The 14,954-nt window shown below is 42.2% G+C and carries 18 protein-coding genes; 17 read left to right on the forward strand and 1 reads right to left on the reverse strand.

Translation table 11 applies throughout. From position 1 onward, the window contains the following. Nucleotides 1-257 precede the first annotated feature (257 nt). From K9B36_RS07150 to K9B36_RS07165, 4 genes are read left to right on the forward strand one after another with little or no spacing between them, the layout of a single operon-like run. The gene (locus tag K9B36_RS07150) at nucleotides 258-560 is read left to right on the forward strand and encodes a hypothetical protein (RefSeq protein ID WP_223701334.1); all 303 of its coding nucleotides are present in this window, start codon (nucleotides 258-260) and stop codon (nucleotides 558-560) included. 30 nt (nucleotides 561-590) lie between these two features. Then, nucleotides 591-1,772, forward strand: coding sequence for a DUF4097 family beta strand repeat-containing protein (locus tag K9B36_RS07155; protein WP_223701335.1), 1,182 nt, complete (start codon nucleotides 591-593; stop codon nucleotides 1,770-1,772). 1 nt (nucleotide 1,773) lies between these two features. Then, entirely contained in the window at nucleotides 1,774-1,977 is a 204-nt protein-coding gene (locus tag K9B36_RS07160) for a PspC domain-containing protein (RefSeq protein ID WP_223701336.1), read from the forward strand. Continuing rightward, on the forward strand, nucleotides 1,971-2,339 hold the full coding sequence (locus tag K9B36_RS07165) for a phage holin family protein (protein WP_223701584.1): 369 nt from the start codon (nucleotides 1,971-1,973) through the stop codon (nucleotides 2,337-2,339). The genes K9B36_RS07160 and K9B36_RS07165 overlap by 7 nt, the downstream gene beginning before the upstream one ends. A gap of 138 nt (nucleotides 2,340-2,477) precedes the next feature. Here the strand turns inward: K9B36_RS07165 and K9B36_RS07170 are convergent, their stop codons facing one another. Continuing rightward, nucleotides 2,478-2,867, reverse strand: a complete 390-nt coding sequence (locus K9B36_RS07170; protein WP_223701337.1) for a hypothetical protein — start codon at nucleotides 2,865-2,867, stop codon at nucleotides 2,478-2,480. A gap of 354 nt (nucleotides 2,868-3,221) precedes the next feature. Between K9B36_RS07170 and hprK the strand changes: the two genes are divergently transcribed. The 13 genes from hprK to hisIE all read left to right on the forward strand — a co-directional run bounded on the left by hprK (nucleotide 3,222) and on the right by hisIE (nucleotide 14,444). Then, complete coding sequence (hprK, locus tag K9B36_RS07175) at nucleotides 3,222-4,157, forward strand: HPr(Ser) kinase/phosphatase (RefSeq protein WP_223701338.1); 936 nt, start codon at nucleotides 3,222-3,224, stop codon at nucleotides 4,155-4,157. 21 nt (nucleotides 4,158-4,178) lie between these two features. Beyond that, entirely contained in the window at nucleotides 4,179-4,997 is an 819-nt protein-coding gene (lgt, locus tag K9B36_RS07180; protein ID WP_223701339.1) for a prolipoprotein diacylglyceryl transferase, read from the forward strand. A gap of 488 nt (nucleotides 4,998-5,485) precedes the next feature. Beyond that, a complete protein-coding gene (locus tag K9B36_RS07185; protein ID WP_399201588.1) occupies nucleotides 5,486-6,403 on the forward strand; it encodes a nucleoside recognition domain-containing protein in 918 nt (305 codons plus the stop codon). Next, on the forward strand, nucleotides 6,393-7,043 hold the full coding sequence (ppaX, locus tag K9B36_RS07190) for a pyrophosphatase PpaX (RefSeq protein WP_223701341.1): 651 nt from the start codon (nucleotides 6,393-6,395) through the stop codon (nucleotides 7,041-7,043). Before K9B36_RS07185 ends, ppaX begins: the two co-directional genes overlap by 11 nt. Then, the gene (locus tag K9B36_RS07195) at nucleotides 7,036-7,548 is read left to right on the forward strand and encodes an acyltransferase (protein ID WP_223701342.1); all 513 of its coding nucleotides are present in this window, start codon (nucleotides 7,036-7,038) and stop codon (nucleotides 7,546-7,548) included. The genes ppaX and K9B36_RS07195 overlap by 8 nt, the downstream gene beginning before the upstream one ends. A gap of 449 nt (nucleotides 7,549-7,997) precedes the next feature. Beyond that, nucleotides 7,998-9,182: an ATP phosphoribosyltransferase regulatory subunit gene (locus K9B36_RS07200; protein WP_223701343.1), complete on the forward strand. Its 1,185-nt coding sequence runs from the start codon at nucleotides 7,998-8,000 to the stop codon at nucleotides 9,180-9,182. Next, entirely contained in the window at nucleotides 9,179-9,808 is a 630-nt protein-coding gene (gene hisG, locus K9B36_RS07205) for an ATP phosphoribosyltransferase (RefSeq protein ID WP_223701344.1), read from the forward strand. Before K9B36_RS07200 ends, hisG begins: the two co-directional genes overlap by 4 nt. Nucleotides 9,809-9,811: 3 nt before the next feature. Then, nucleotides 9,812-11,113, forward strand: coding sequence for a histidinol dehydrogenase (hisD, locus tag K9B36_RS07210; protein ID WP_223701345.1), 1,302 nt, complete (start codon nucleotides 9,812-9,814; stop codon nucleotides 11,111-11,113). Beyond that, nucleotides 11,091-11,678 carry an imidazoleglycerol-phosphate dehydratase HisB gene (hisB, locus tag K9B36_RS07215; protein ID WP_223701346.1) on the forward strand — a complete coding sequence of 196 codons (588 nt, stop codon included), beginning with the start codon at nucleotides 11,091-11,093 and terminating at the stop codon, nucleotides 11,676-11,678. Before hisD ends, hisB begins: the two co-directional genes overlap by 23 nt. 1 nt (nucleotide 11,679) lies before the next feature. Next, nucleotides 11,680-12,312, forward strand: coding sequence for an imidazole glycerol phosphate synthase subunit HisH (hisH, locus tag K9B36_RS07220; RefSeq protein ID WP_223701347.1), 633 nt, complete (start codon nucleotides 11,680-11,682; stop codon nucleotides 12,310-12,312). Between the two features lies 1 nt (nucleotide 12,313). Continuing rightward, complete coding sequence (gene hisA / locus K9B36_RS07225; RefSeq protein ID WP_223701348.1) at nucleotides 12,314-13,042, forward strand: 1-(5-phosphoribosyl)-5-[(5-phosphoribosylamino)methylideneamino]imidazole-4-carboxamide isomerase; 729 nt, start codon at nucleotides 12,314-12,316, stop codon at nucleotides 13,040-13,042. 2 nt (nucleotides 13,043-13,044) lie between these two features. After that, nucleotides 13,045-13,803: an imidazole glycerol phosphate synthase subunit HisF gene (hisF, locus tag K9B36_RS07230; RefSeq protein WP_223701349.1), complete on the forward strand. Its 759-nt coding sequence runs from the start codon at nucleotides 13,045-13,047 to the stop codon at nucleotides 13,801-13,803. Then, on the forward strand, nucleotides 13,800-14,444 hold the full coding sequence (gene hisIE, locus K9B36_RS07235; RefSeq protein ID WP_223701350.1) for a bifunctional phosphoribosyl-AMP cyclohydrolase/phosphoribosyl-ATP diphosphatase HisIE: 645 nt from the start codon (nucleotides 13,800-13,802) through the stop codon (nucleotides 14,442-14,444). Before hisF ends, hisIE begins: the two co-directional genes overlap by 4 nt. Nucleotides 14,445-14,954 lie beyond the last annotated feature (510 nt).

Genomic DNA, 14,954 nt, shown 5'->3' on the forward strand with positions numbered 1-14,954 from the left:
CACATTCACCCTTATTATACCACGTCACCTCTCTTCCCCCAAAAAATCCCCCCCGTTTACAACACATACGCCTCAAGCCCTACGACATGGATCGAAGAATTCCTGCTGGGGTCTGACCCCAAAAGTAAATTTTTATGCAACAATAGAGATAGATTAAATAGATAGTTGAAATTTGTGAAACTTTTGGGCTAGGGTATGCGTAGTATAGGTAGGTTATCAACCGTGAAGAATGTGCATCATGAAAGGGTGGGTTGGATATGGGAATGAATAATAAGCTGATAGCAGCATTGTGTTATTTTAGTTTGTTTCTGACGCCGTTTTTGCTGCCTCTTGTAGTCTATTTTATTGTCGACGAGAAAGAGGTAAAAGGGCATGCAGCTGCTGCGTTTTTATCACATCTTTTGCCTGTTATCGTAGTACCGTTATTTGTCGTTGGGGTAACGTTGACAAATGCACCGCTCCCATGGCTTATTACTTGCATTATTGTAGGTGCTATTCTAGTCATAGGTACAATTATTTGGAATATTGTTAGAGGAATTCAATTATTAAGAGAATCATAAATTTTATTGTTTAAATAAGGAGGAAAAAGGATGGAAGAGCGTAAAAGAATTTTAAAGCTTGTTGAAGAAGGAAAGTTGACAGCGGAGGAAGCAATTATACTATTGGAAAGTTTAGAAAAGAATAATCAGGAAAAACAACAGAAGAGCGACGAGATTGTTTCAGAGTTAACAAAAAACGCCAAAGTAACCGAAGAGGCAGAAGAGAATATTTTTACCGCTTTGTCGACACAGGTATTTTCTAAATCCGGTAATCAAAAGGAAGAAAAAACGAAAAAGGAATCGTCCTATAGCCAGCAGGCTTCCTCTTTTAAAAATAACATCATGGATTTTGTAGGAAGTGCCCTTCAAAAAATTAAAGATCTTGATCTAGATTTTAACTTTGGACCATCCACAAGCATCAATCATATATTCCAGCAATCTGATGTGTACATGAAGGATCTTGACTTGGATGTTGCGAATGGAAACGTTAAGATTGTTCCTTGGAAAGAAAACGATGTAAAAATTGAGTGTGAGGCTAAGGTTTATGAAGTAAATTCCCAGGATGAAGCAAGAAAAGCGTTTTTAAACGAAGTGTTGTTCTCCATTGATGCAGGGAAGCTTCGGTTTTCTGTTCAAAAGAAACATATAAAAGTCAACGCGACCGTGTTTATTCCGGAATCAGAGTACGATAAGCTCCATGTTCGTATGTTTAACGGGCGCATTGAAGGGGAAAGTCTACATGTAACATCAATGAAGCTTAAATCCGCCAATGGTTCCATTACCCTGCAAAATACTTCAAGCAGTGATCTGGAAGTGGAAACGGCAAATGGCCACATTAAGCTGCTTGACTGCAACAGCAAGGAGCTTGAAGCAGAAACGATTAATGGGATGGTAACAGTAAAAGGTGATATTGAAAAACTGGATATCCAAAGCTTTAATGGGAATGTTATTGGAGAATTAACTGGTAATGCGGTTCGTTCCATTATGGCTAAAACAAAAACAGGAAGTGTCGATTTGTATCTCCCAACTACCAACTCGATAGAAGGAGAGTTGAAAACAAATCTAGGAAGCTTTACTTGTGAACTGCCTGGGATGGACATCGTGGAAGAAAAAAGTGAAGTGGTTCAAAAATCACTCCATTTTAAAGCCACAAAAGAAGGAGCGCCGCTTACTCACATTCTAGCGGAAACAACGACAGGATCTATTTTAATCAAACCTTATGAGGTGAAATAATATGAAAAAACTAATTCGTTCAAAAACTGATAGAAAGCTTGCAGGTGTCCTAGGCGGACTTGCAAAATATATGGGAATAGACTCGACGTTATTACGTGTAATTTTCGTTATCTTGTTGTTCCCAACCGGTTTCATGCCGCTTATTATTACTTATTTCGTTCTAGTCTTCCTCATTCCAAATGAAGAAACCGAATTACTATCATGAAATGGGCCGCAAGTATATTAGTGAATGCCCTTGTACTAATAGTAGTAGCTGGCTACTTCGACTCTTTTGAGCTTAGTGGTGTTGGGGCTGCAATTATTGCAAGTATTATACTGGCGGTGCTTAATGTTATTGTAAAACCGATTCTTGTTCTGTTAACATTGCCGGTTACTGTACTATCGCTAGGATTATTTTTGTTTGTCATCAATGCCATCACACTGATGTTAACCGCAACTCTAATGGGGGATGCTTTTAACATCGATGGCTTTGGAACTGCAATTTTAGCAGCCATTGTAATAGCAATCTTAAATCTGCTGATTCAAAAGGCGATTGTGGAACCGTTGCAGGAGAGGAAGAAGCGTTGATGTAAATCTAGGGCACTCCAGACGAATACTGTTTTGAAGTAGGAAAAGTAAATAAACAGTAAAAATAGAATAAAAAATAACCATACACAATAAAACGCAGAAGTTCTCTAACTTCTGCGTTTTATTTTATCTACAGATTTAAGGATTTACTTTAGTTATTACATACCTATTATTTTCCAAAGAGTATTGGAGATTATACTCCTTGCCTACCTCAAATTGGGAACAAAAATTCTCTGCAGCATCCTTGTCCTCATAAATATAAACATATTCAGTTTCAGCGTCTTCTTCTATGATTGTGCAAAAGTATTCCTTGTTGTCAGTTGATATCTGGACGTCTCCTACAAGAACAGACGCCTCTCTTGGTACCTTACTCAACGACATTGCCGCCACGAAGAGCACGAGTCCGATAATTAAGCTTATAAAAGCTTTCTTCTTGTCTGCCCTTACAAACAGACTGAATAAACAAAAACCTATAAATCCAATTGCAACTGCATATAAAACGAGTGTCAGATAGTAAAGGTAACCCATTCAACTCTCCCCCTTCGACTAGTAAGCTAGTAAGTAATACGTAAATCAACCAATAAAGTTTCATAATGGACTACCTCTAGTCATTCATAACATTTATATTCACAAGTACTCCTAAAATCACAATAACTCTTAAAAAGGACGACCCTCTTTTAATGTTGAGAGTGTTTGGATGATAATGGAAAAAGGGGTCAGACCCCAAAAGGGATTTTCACTCAATTTTAGAATAAACTAGAAAAAGGGGCCAGACCCTCTTCCCTCCTCCATGCATAAGTTTTCTTCGTGCTTAATAATGTGGGGGAAAAGTGCTAGAATGGGGAGAGGTTGTTTTTTTATTATTTTGAGGAGGTTTTGTGTGTGCCAAAGGTTCGGACGAAGGATCTTATTGAGAAGTTTAATTTTGAATTAATTGCTGGCGAGGAAGGTATTAACCGACCAATCGCTACTAGTGATATATCGCGCCCGGGGATTGAGATTGCGGGTTATTTTACATATTATCCTGCGGAAAGAATCCAGCTTCTTGGAAAAACGGAGCTTTCTTTTCTGGAGCGTTTGACTCCTGCAGAGATCAAGGAACGGATGGATAAGCTTTGTACAGATGTTACTCCTGGCATAATTATATCCCGTGATATGGAAGTGCCGAAGGAATTGGTGGAAGCAGCTGAGCGGGAAAGTGTGCCTCTGATACGCTCAACACTGAAGACTACAAGGCTTTCGAGTCATTTGACTAACTATTTGGAAGGCAAGCTTGCACCGACAACAGCGGTTCATGGGGTTCTTGTGGATATTTATGGAGTGGGAGTGTTGATTACCGGTAAAAGTGGCGTGGGGAAAAGTGAGACGGCGCTTGAACTGGTGAAGAGAGGTCATCGTCTGGTAGCGGATGATTGCGTGGAAATCCGTCAGGAGGATACAGATACGCTTATCGGGAATTCGCCTGAGTTGATTGAGCATCTTCTGGAGATTCGCGGTCTTGGAATCATTAATGTGATGACCCTATTTGGTGCAGGTGCCGTTCGCAGCTATAAACGGATTACGCTGGTGATTAATTTGGAGCTTTGGGATAAAAACAAGCAATACGACCGTCTAGGATTAGAAGAAGAGAAAATGAAAATAATTGATACCGAAGTAACAAAATTAATCGTACCTGTTCGTCCTGGACGAAACTTGGCGGTAATTATTGAGGTGGCAGCGATGAACTTCCGTCTGAAAAAAATGGGAATGAATGCGGCTGAACAGTTTTCAAGTCGATTGACTGGTGTCATCGATGAAGGAGAAAATGAAGACATTTAAAGATGCAGGAGTGAGGAAAACATGTTGATAGGAAACATTCAGCCGTTAGATCCAACGTTAATAACGTGGCCGATCACGATTTACTGGTATGGTGCAATCATTGGGACAGGAGCATTACTTGGTCTGTGGATTGCCATGAGAGAATCAGAGCGACGGGGCTTAAATAAAGATGTGTTCGTTGATTTAGTTTTATTCGCAGTACCAATTGCGATTCTTTGTGCAAGACTTTATTATGTAGCATTTCAGTGGGATCACTATGCGGATAACCCAGGTGATATCTTAAAAATCTGGGAAGGTGGACTCGCCATTCATGGTGGTTTGATTGGAGCAATCGCTACAGGTGTGGTGTTTGCGAAAGTTAGAGGTATCTCGTTTTGGAAGCTAGCAGATATAGGGGCGCCAAGTATTATACTAGGTCAAGCGATTGGACGCTGGGGAAATTTCATGAACCAAGAGGCCCATGGCGGCCCGGTTACAAGAGAGTTTCTCGAAGGACTTCATTTGCCTCAGTTTATTATAGATCAGATGTACATAGATGGAACCTATTATCACCCAACCTTCCTTTATGAATCTATTTGGAACATTGTCGGCTTTGGCCTGCTATTACTACTTCGCCGCGTGAACCTACGCAGAGGCGAACTGTTCCTAAGCTATGTTATCTGGTATTCCGTCGGCCGCTTTTTTGTAGAGGGCTTGCGAACTGATAGCCTAATGCTGACAGAAACCTTGCGTATTGCACAGGTAATCTCCATCGTCCTCGTTATCCTAGCAGTTGCTCTAATTGTGGCACGAAGAATGACAGGACATGCAAACAAACGTTACCTGGACACCTCTTCATAAAGCTGATAATGCCTTAGTAATGAGTAGGCGCTATGAGGATGCGGAAATTAGAATAAGCACCGTTTGTCTAATACTAAATGAAGAGTAAGTCATATATTCCTGGTATATGTTTTTTAAATTCAAAAACGTCCCTAGCTGATGGTTGGAACGAAAGGCGGAGACTCCAGCGGGAGATAGCGCATAGGGAAGACCCCACAGGCGTAGCCGAGGAGGCTTCCCAGGCGCCCCGCGGACGCGAAGCCATTCGTGGAAATCATCAGCGGTGTTTAAGCGAAACCCCGAAAATAAAACTAATCTTCTGAGTGATCTCGTAGTTCAGGAGTAACCATTATCTATCAAAAGCGTTGTTTACAGGAAACTCAAAATAGAAACGTATTTAAAACGCCGAAATTTAACAAAACCAACAAACAAAAGGCCTCCAACAGAAATGGAAAGGCATAACGAGAGGGGAGAGGAGCGCCTTGCTACAAACACTAAAACGAGGCTTAATGGTGGGGCTAATGACTACATGGACACTGGGAAAAGTGATTTTTCCTGTCACACTTATTGTAGGAATTCTGCAACATACCCCCATTTTACAGTATATTATCAATGCGATCGCTCCATTAATGGGGATCTTCGGCCTTTCTGGAGAAGCAGCAATTCCCCTTGTTATTGGGAACTTTTTGAATTTATACGCAGGAATCGGAGCCATCCTTACCCTTGATTTAACGGTAAAAGAAGTATTTATCCTAGCTATGATGCTCTCTTTTTCCCATAATCTGTTGGTAGAATCGACGGTTGCTGCCAAGGTGGGATTGAAAATATGGGTGATCCTGCTCATTCGCTTGGGCCTTGCCTTTATCTCTGGTATTGTCATAAATCTTATGTGGAATGGTGGGCAGGAAATCGCGCAATACGGGTTTGTTGCACAACAGGAAGAAGCAGTGGTCGGGTTCTTCCCCATTATTCTTGAGGCGGTCCAGCGCGGCGTGATGGGAATTTTACAACTTGCACTTATTGTAATTCCCCTAATGGCGGCGGTGCAGTTCATGAAAGAGCTTGGCTGGTTAGCAGTCTTTTCAAGATGGATGAGTCCTTTTACAAGGGCAATGGGAATGAAGGAAAACACTTCAACTACGATGGCCGCTGGGTTATTGATTGGACTTGCATATGGAGCGGGTGTGATGATTCAGGCGGTAAAAGAGGATAATGTTAGTAAAAAGGATATCACCTTGGCGTTTATCTTTTTAGTATCCTGTCATGCAGTCATTGAGGATACCTTGATTTTTATTCCATTAGGGATTCCAGTATGGCCGCTGCTTGTAATTCGAATTATCACGGCAATTGTCTTGACGATTACCGTTGCATTTATCTGGAAACGAATCGACGTTTCAAAAAGAAAGGAAGCATCCTATGAGCATTAACACGTTATTATTTGATTTAGATGGAACACTGATAGATACCAACGATTTGATTATTGAATCGTTTCTGCATACGTTAGATCACTTTTATCCTAACCAGTATCAACGGGACGATGTGTTAACATTTCTCGGCCCGCCACTTTACGATACTTTTGTAAAAATGGATAAAGATCGCGTGGAAGAAATGATCACCCATTATCGTACCTTTAATATGTCAAAGCATGATGAATTGGTAACAGAATTTGAAGGAGTATACGATACAATACAACTTCTTCACGAAAAAGGATTAAAGCTTGGAATTGTCACAACAAAAATGCGTCAAACCGTTATTATGGGATTAAAGTTAACAGGGTTAGATAAATTTTTTGATGTTGTAGTTTGTTTGGATGATGTAACAAACGCGAAGCCGGATCCGGAACCAGTTCAACTTGCCCTTCAACAGCTTGGCTCTTCACCAGAGGAAGCAATTATGGTGGGAGACAACTATCATGATATTCTTTCTGGCAAAAATGCTGGTACAAAGACAGCGGCGGTTAGCTGGACTCTTAAAGGGGTAGAATTTCTTCAGCAATTCGAGCCAGACTACGTGCTTACTCATATGGAGGACATACTCCCACTGGTTGGGGTGACAAAGGGTGAGTAGAAGAACGACTCGTTTTCCGGTGGAAGGCGCAAATTCCCTTTGGCATGTGTACAAAACGGTCCCATTTTTAAAAGTCGTGAAAAATTTCGCAGTAATTCAGATTGCGAGATACACTCCGTTTTTAGGGATGAAAAATTGGTTATATCGAACGTTTTTGCGAATGAAAGTGGGGAATCAAACCTCTTTTGCACTTATGGTCATGTTAGATGTAATGTTTCCTGAAAAAATAAGCGTTGGACGCAATACCGTGATCGGGTACAACACCACAATTCTTGCACATGAATACTTAGTGAAGGAATATCGGCTCGGTGAAGTGGAAATTGGCAGCGAAGTAATGATTGGTGCCAATACAACGATTCTTCCCGGAATTAGCATTGGCGATGGCGCCATTGTTTCAGCTGGTACGCTTGTACATAAAGACGTACCGCCAGGCGTGTTTGTCGGCGGGAATCCGATGCGTGTGATTTATACAGCCGAAGAAATGGCAGAAAGAATGAAGCTTTAACAGTCTGAATATTAATAGATTAGTGTCAGAGACTGTAGACAAACTCAATGAAAATTGCGGTTGTCTGCAGTCTTTTTTTTGTTTAAAACTTTCTAACATCCATCAGGCTTCGTCAAACACTGCTGTGAATTCTGAGGAATGGAAAGATGATAAAGAAATCTATCTCAAGACAAAGCGGAAAAGTACATGAAAAGTAAGGTTGAGGAAGAATGATGTATGTAAAAGCTCGAAGAAAGTACATGAAAAGCAAGGTTGAGGGGGAATGATGTATGTAAATTCGTTGTCCCTCCGAGCCGGAGTGATTTATTTTATTTTAAACATAATAGATCATGAAAAACATCCTTACACTTGACCATCCAACTCCTATTTGTTAACATGTTACCATATTAGCGAACTAAAGGATTTAGAATATATTGTACAATTTTCTATATAAAAAGGCGGGTTTCTAGATGTCAAAACTGTTTATGTTTGAAAAGCCATTGGGAATGCGGGATACGCTTCCTTCTTTATATGAAGTAAAAAAACAAGTGAAAAATACGATGACAACGGAAATTAACCAATGGGGATATCAGTTTATGGAGACTCCCACCTTGGAGTACTATGAAACTGTTGGTGAAGCGTCGGCCATTTTGGATCAGCAGCTTTTTAAGCTACTTGACCAACAAGGACATACGCTTGTGTTGCGACCGGACATGACGGCACCGATTGCGAGGGTGGCAGCTTCACAATTAGTGAATGACGGCTATCCGCTGCGTCTTGCCTATTCTGCCAATGTTTTTCGCGCACAGCAAAATGAGTTAGGGCGACCAGCAGAGTTTGAGCAAATTGGGGTAGAATGCATCGGCGACCGTTCGACAAGTGCAGATGCTGAAATGATTGCGCTTATGATCTCCCTTTTAAAGCAAGTAGGTGTAACGACCTTTACGATAGCGATTGGGCATGTTGGCTTTCTTCAGGAGCTTTTTCTAGATATTGTGGGAAATGAGGAACGTGCAGGAACGCTAAGAAGATATCTTTATGAAAAAAATTATGTGGGATATCGGGAGCATGTGAAAAGCTTATCTTTATCCTCCATCGATAAAAAACGACTATTATCTTTATTAGATCTGCGTGGAGATTCTTCCAAGATTGGGCTAGCGACAGAGCTTGTGGAAGGAGAAGCAGGGAGAAAGGCAATTGAAGAGCTTAAGCAGCTTTGGACAATGCTTGAGGCTTATGGCGTGCAGGATAATGTGAAATTAGATTTGAATATTGTTAGTCATATGAGCTATTATACGGGAATTGTGTTTGAGGCATATGCAGGTAATATTGGCTTTCCAATTGGCAATGGCGGGCGCTATGATCAGTTGTTCCAAAAGTTTGACCGGGATAAGTCTGCTACAGGATTTGGGATCCATCTTGATCGATTGTTAGAAGCGAAGGATAGTAAAAAAACAGCTGTCTCCATTCATGGCGTGCTTTTCAGTCAAGAGCGAAGAGAAGAAGCGATCAGGTTTGCAGGCTTAAAAAGAAAAGATGGAAAAAGAGTGGTGCTACAAGACATCAGCGGGGTGGAAAACCTTGATGCCTGTACAAGTTCATTTCATGAGGTAACTTTTTTTCTAGGAAAAGCTAGAAAGGAGAATGAGTCATGAGTGTGTTAACGATTGCGATGCCTAAAGGAAGAATTTTCGAGGAGGCGGCAGCTTTATTAGTAAAAGCAGGCTATGATATTCCACCAGATTTGGATGATTCAAGAAAGCTAATTATTGATGTGCCTACAGAAAATATGCGGTTTATTTTAGCAAAACCGATGGATGTGACAACTTATGTTGAGCATGGGGTGGCAGACGTCGGGATTGCTGGTAAGGATGTTATGCTCGAAGAAGAGCGGGATGTGTATGAAGTACTAGATTTGAAAATAAGTCACTGTTATTTGGCGGTTGCGGGTCTACCGGGGTCTGAAATGAAGGATGTTTCTCCGAAGATCGCAACAAAGTATCCAGGAATTGCTTCTCGCTATTTTCGTGAACAAGGCAAGCAGGTGGAGATGGTTAAATTAAATGGATCTATTGAACTCGCGCCATTAATCGGCTTGTCTGATCGAATTGTGGATATTGTATCCACAGGGAGAACGTTAAAGGAAAATGGATTAGTAGAATTTGAGCGTATTGTGGATATCACGTCCCGTTTAATCGTTAATCCAGTAAGTTACCGTCTAAAGGACAAGCAAATAGATGAGCTTGTGGATAGATTAGCAGCTGTTGTGGAGGAGGGTTAAGCAATGAAAATCAAAAAGTTGGAGAACACTGTTTCCTTGCGGCGCTCCCTCGACCAGGGCACAGAAAGCCAGAGAAAAGCAGTGCTAGAAATACTTTCAGCCGTAGAGGCAGAAGGAGACCAAGCGCTTTTCCGCTATACAGAAAAGTGGGACGGTGCCAAGCTCACAAGCTTACGTGTGACAAAAGAAGAGATTATCAAAGCATATGAGGATTTCCCTGCGTCGCTGATGTCGGTTATCCAAGAAGCGGCAGAAAACATTCGAGATTATCATGAAAAACAAGTAAAGCAATCGTGGTTATCCACAAAAGCGGATGGCACAATTCTTGGTCAAAAGGTAACAGCACTTGATGCAGTTGGTGTCTATGTTCCAGGTGGAAAAGCGGCCTACCCTTCCTCAGTCTTGATGAACGTGATACCTGCACAGGTGGCAGGAGTGGAGCGCATTGCCATGGTGTCTCCATGCGCAAAGGACGGTACCTTACCTGCTGGCGTTCTTGTTGCGGCAGATTTACTTGGGGTAGAAGAAATCTATAAAGTCGGCGGTGCACAGGCAGTGGCGGCACTTGCCTTTGGAACGGAAACAATTCAGCCTGTGGATAAAATTGTGGGCCCAGGTAACATCTTTGTCGCGCTTGCGAAAAAAGAAGTATATGGACTTGTGGATATTGATAGTATCGCAGGACCTAGTGAAATTGTGGTGCTGGCCGATGAATCTGCAGTCGCTCATGAAGTGGCAGCAGATCTTTTATCACAAGCAGAGCATGATGAACGAGCTTCCTGTGTTTTGGTCACAACATGCAAGGAGCTTGCTGAGCGTGTGGTAATAGAAGTAGAAAAGCAGCTTATCTCCTTGCCACGAGAAGGAATTGCACGGGTTGCGATCGAAGAGTTTGGCGCAGTTTATGTGGCAGATTCTATGGCTGAAGCGATTCAAGCCGTTAACGAGCTAGCACCTGAACACCTGGAAGTGATGACAAAGGAACCGATGAATCTTTTACCTTTTATTAAGCATGCAGGGGCAATCTTTTTAGGAAAGTATAGTTCAGAACCGGTTGGGGATTATTTTGCAGGCCCGAACCATGTGTTACCCACAAATGGCACTGCGCGTTTCTCGAGCGGATTATCTGTGGATGAATTTGTGAAAAAGTCGAGTATTATTATGTACAGTCAACAGGCATTGAAGGATAATGTGGATAAGATTGCCGCCTTTGCCCGTCTTGAAGGACTTGAGGCACATGCACGAGCGGTAGAAGCCAGATTTAAAAAGGAGAAAGATTCCGATGACAAGAACAGCGAATATTGATAGAAATACCAATGAAACACAAATAAAATTAGGGTTCACAATTGATGGTGAAGGAGCGGCAAAGCTTGATACACCGGTGCCTTTTATGACTCATATGCTCGATCTCTTCACAAAGCATGGACAGTTCAATCTTAATCTAGAAGCAAAAGGTGATGTGGATATCGATGATCACCACACAACAGAGGATATCGGGATTTGCCTCGGAATGGCGCTCAAAGAAGCACTTGGGGATAAGATGGGGATAAAACGCTATGGAAATGCTTTTGTGCCAATGGATGAGGCGCTTGCACAAGTGGTTGTGGATTTAAGCAATCGGCCGCATCTGGAAATTAGAGCGGAGTTTCCAAGCCAAAAAGTAGGCACCTTTGATACAGAACTAGTACACGAGTTTTTATGGAAGCTAGCACTGGAAGCTCGAATGAACCTACATGTGATTGTTCATTACGGAAGCAACACCCACCATATAATAGAAGCTATTTTCAAAGCGCTTGGCAGGGCCTTAGACGAAGCGACGACCATTGATCCTCGTGTAAAAGGAGTGCCATCAACGAAAGGAATGTTATAGGATGATAGGCATCATTGATTATGGGATGGGCAATTTGTATAGTGTGAGCAAGGCGCTTGAGCGCATGGGAGTCGGTTATACTATTTCGAATAGCCGTGAAGTACTGGCACAAGCAGATGGATTAATTCTTCCAGGAGTCGGATCCTTCCGAGATGCCATGGCTATTTTGCAAGAAACAGGATTGGATGCTTTTATAAAAGAGGAAGTAAAAAGCGGAAAGCCTTTACTTGGAATATGTCTTGGAATGCAGCTATTGTATGAAAATAGTGAGGAAAACGGGCAAACAGAAGGATTAGGATTACTTGAGGGCAAAGTGGTTCGTTTTCGCGGTACTACGGCGGATGAAGAAAGCTATAAGGTGCCGCATATGGGATGGAATAAGCTCAGATTTACCAAAGACTCTCCTCTTTTAAAAGGGTTAGTTGAGGATTATGTTTATTTTGTGCATTCCTATTATGTTTCTTCCTTTTCGGAAAAAGAGCTGTTGGCAAGCAGCCTCTATGATGTAATTGTACCGGCTGTGGTCGGAAAAGAGAATGTCTTTGGGACGCAGTTTCACCCCGAAAAAAGCAGTGCGGCAGGGTTAGCGATATTAAAGAACTTTGTCAGCTTGGTAGAAAAGGGAGAGAGATAGGATGAGTTTTACAATATATCCAGCAATCGATATGCGTGGCGGAAAATGTGTCCGGTTGTTGCAAGGCGATTATACGAAGGAAACAGTATACGGTGATTCCCCGTTTGAGATGGCAAAAAGTTTTGCAGATCAGGGTGCAGAATGGATTCATATGGTGGACTTGGACGGTGCAAAGGCAGGTACTCCTGTTAATAGTGTGTATGTACTTCAGGTTGCGCATGAACTTCCTGTGAAAGTGCAAATAGGCGGCGGAATTCGTAATGAACAAGATGTAGAATTTTATCTTTCCCAGGGTGTGGACAGGGTTATTTTGGGCAGTGCTGCAATTCAGGATCCTGATTTTGTACGCAGAATGTTAGCGCAATATGGCGAGAAAATTGCCATCGGATTGGATGCGAAGGATGGGTATGTCGCAACAGAAGGCTGGGTTGAGACGTCCACGATAAAAGCGACCGTTTTAGGACGCGAGCTTGCAGATGCAGGAGCAAAAACCTTTATCTTTACAGACATTGCAACAGATGGCATGCTATCTGGCCCAAATGTGGAGGCAACAGTGGAATTGGCTAGTGAAACTGGTGCTTCTGTCATTGCATCTGGCGGAGTGAGCTCAATGGAGGACCTTGAAACACTTCGAAAGTATACAAACAGTGGAGTATCAGGTGCCATTGTCGGCAAAGCAATCTATACAAATAAAATATCCCTTGCACGTGCCTTAAATGAGGTGAAATAACGATGCTAACCAAGAGGATTATCCCATGCTTAGATGTCAAAGAGGGTCGTGTGGTAAAGGGGATACAATTTGTTGAACTAAGAGATGCTGGTGATCCAGTGGAACTGGCGGCATTTTACGATCAGGAAGGGGCAGATGAGCTAGTATTTCTTGATATATCTGCTTCCCATGAAGGCCGCGAGACAATGGTGGAAGTGGTAGAACAGGTCGCAGGTAAACTGGCGATTCCCTTTACCGTTGGAGGCGGAATCAATACAATTGAAGACATGAAGCGATTGCTTCGTGCAGGTGCAGATAAAGTTTCGTTAAATACAGCTGCCTTATTAAATCGTGAACTAATCAAATCAGGGGCAGATTATTTTGGCTCGCAATGTATTGTGGTGGCGATTGATGCAAAATACGATGAAACGCTTGGAAGCTGGCGCGTGTACACTCATGGTGGACGCCGGGAAACGGAATGGGAAGTTGTTGCATGGGCCAAAGAAGCGGTTCGTCTTGGAGCAGGGGAGATTTTGCTCACAAGCATGGACAGCGATGGGGAGAAAAAAGGCTTCAATCTGGCGCTAACCAAAGCAGTAAGCTCAAACGTGAGCGTTCCGGTTATCGCTTCTGGTGGAGCCGGCGAGGCCTCTCATTTTTTGGCTGCCTTTGAAGAAGGAATGGCAGATGCTGCACTTGCCGCGTCCATCTTTCATTATAAAGAAACGTCTGTGAGCGAAGTAAAAGCATTTTTAAAAGAAAAGGGGGTCCTTGTTCGATGAAGAAAGAAGCACTAATTGCAACGATTCGTTTTGACGAAAAAGGACTTGTACCTTGTATTGTTCAGGATAATGAGAGTAAGAAAGTTTTAACGCTTGCCTATATGAATGAAGAATCGCTGCTAAAAACAGTAGAAACGCGTGAAACCTGGTTTTGGAGTCGCTCGCGTGGGGAGCTATGGCATAAAGGTGCAACAAGCGGAAATACCCAGAGAGTGGTCGAAATGCGTTATGACTGCGATCAGGATGCTGTGCTATTGCTGGTTACGCCTTCTGGACCCGCATGTCATAAAGGAAAAGATTCCTGTTTCCATGAGGTGATCCTTGAGGGAGACAAAAGCAGCTCTCCTCTTTCCATACTCGCCACGTTAGAAACACTAATTCAAACACGACAGAAAGAAATGCCAGAAGGCTCTTACACCACCTACCTATTTGAAAAGGGTGTAGACAAAATACTGAAAAAGGTTGGGGAAGAAGCTTCCGAAGTAATCATTGCTGCCAAAAATCGTGACAAAGAAGAGCTAACATGGGAGGTCGCCGATCTACTTTTCCATACGATGGTTCTGCTACGTGAACAGAATGTTACGATGGCAGACGTGCTTGCGGTGTTAGAGGAAAGACATACAAAGCAAGGCAAGGAATAGAAGAAAAGTGTTTTTCTAGTGGAGTGATCGTTCTAGAGAGACACTTTTCTTATTTTATTAAAAATGAAGGATCTGTTAAAGATGAGAGTTGGTTATTAGAGCTTCTCTAGCTGCTGATTGGAGCAAAAGACGTAGACTCCTGCGGGAGGTAGCGGCAGGCTGGAGACCCCGCAGGCATGGCCGAGGAGGCTCCAGCACCGCCCCGCGGAAAGCGAAGTCTTTTGCGGAAATCAGCAGCGGTGTATAAAATGCCTACTTACAAGCATTCTTTTAACATAGGAATTTTCAATCAAACGTTTGATTAAACGCAAAGCAAAATATAAGCGCCACATGGCTTGAAGAGGTTAGAAAAAAAATCAACTTTATAAAAAACTATCCTAATAGATTTTCAGGCCGATTGTTTCTATTTGTCGCAAAAAGGGAGGGTAGGAAGGTTTCTGTCACGAAGAGTTATAGAGACATAGAAAATTTCAAACAAACGTTTGTTTAAGAGACAAACGAAATGTAGGA

It is taken from the genome of Sutcliffiella deserti (assembly GCF_020037475.1).
Lineage (GTDB): Bacteria > Bacillota > Bacilli > Bacillales > Bacillaceae_I > Sutcliffiella_A > Sutcliffiella_A deserti.

Coding starts and splice junctions, on each gene's coding strand:
- K9B36_RS07150 (WP_223701334.1), top strand. CDS start 258: ATGGGAATGAATAATAAGCTGATAGCAGCATTGTGTTATTTTAGTTTG.
- K9B36_RS07155 (WP_223701335.1), top strand. CDS start 591: ATGGAAGAGCGTAAAAGAATTTTAAAGCTTGTTGAAGAAGGAAAGTTG.
- K9B36_RS07160 (WP_223701336.1), top strand. CDS start 1,774: ATGAAAAAACTAATTCGTTCAAAAACTGATAGAAAGCTTGCAGGTGTC.
- K9B36_RS07170 (WP_223701337.1), bottom strand. CDS start 2,867: ATGGGTTACCTTTACTATCTGACACTCGTTTTATATGCAGTTGCAATT.
- lgt (WP_223701339.1), top strand. CDS start 4,179: ATGTTGATAGGAAACATTCAGCCGTTAGATCCAACGTTAATAACGTGG.
- K9B36_RS07185 (WP_399201588.1), top strand. CDS start 5,486: ATGGTGGGGCTAATGACTACATGGACACTGGGAAAAGTGATTTTTCCT.
- ppaX (WP_223701341.1), top strand. CDS start 6,393: ATGAGCATTAACACGTTATTATTTGATTTAGATGGAACACTGATAGAT.
- K9B36_RS07200 (WP_223701343.1), top strand. CDS start 7,998: ATGTCAAAACTGTTTATGTTTGAAAAGCCATTGGGAATGCGGGATACG.
- hisG (WP_223701344.1), top strand. CDS start 9,179: ATGAGTGTGTTAACGATTGCGATGCCTAAAGGAAGAATTTTCGAGGAG.
- hisD (WP_223701345.1), top strand. CDS start 9,812: ATGAAAATCAAAAAGTTGGAGAACACTGTTTCCTTGCGGCGCTCCCTC.
- hisB (WP_223701346.1), top strand. CDS start 11,091: ATGACAAGAACAGCGAATATTGATAGAAATACCAATGAAACACAAATA.
- hisH (WP_223701347.1), top strand. CDS start 11,680: ATGATAGGCATCATTGATTATGGGATGGGCAATTTGTATAGTGTGAGC.
- hisA (WP_223701348.1), top strand. CDS start 12,314: ATGAGTTTTACAATATATCCAGCAATCGATATGCGTGGCGGAAAATGT.
- hisF (WP_223701349.1), top strand. CDS start 13,045: ATGCTAACCAAGAGGATTATCCCATGCTTAGATGTCAAAGAGGGTCGT.
- hisIE (WP_223701350.1), top strand. CDS start 13,800: ATGAAGAAAGAAGCACTAATTGCAACGATTCGTTTTGACGAAAAAGGA.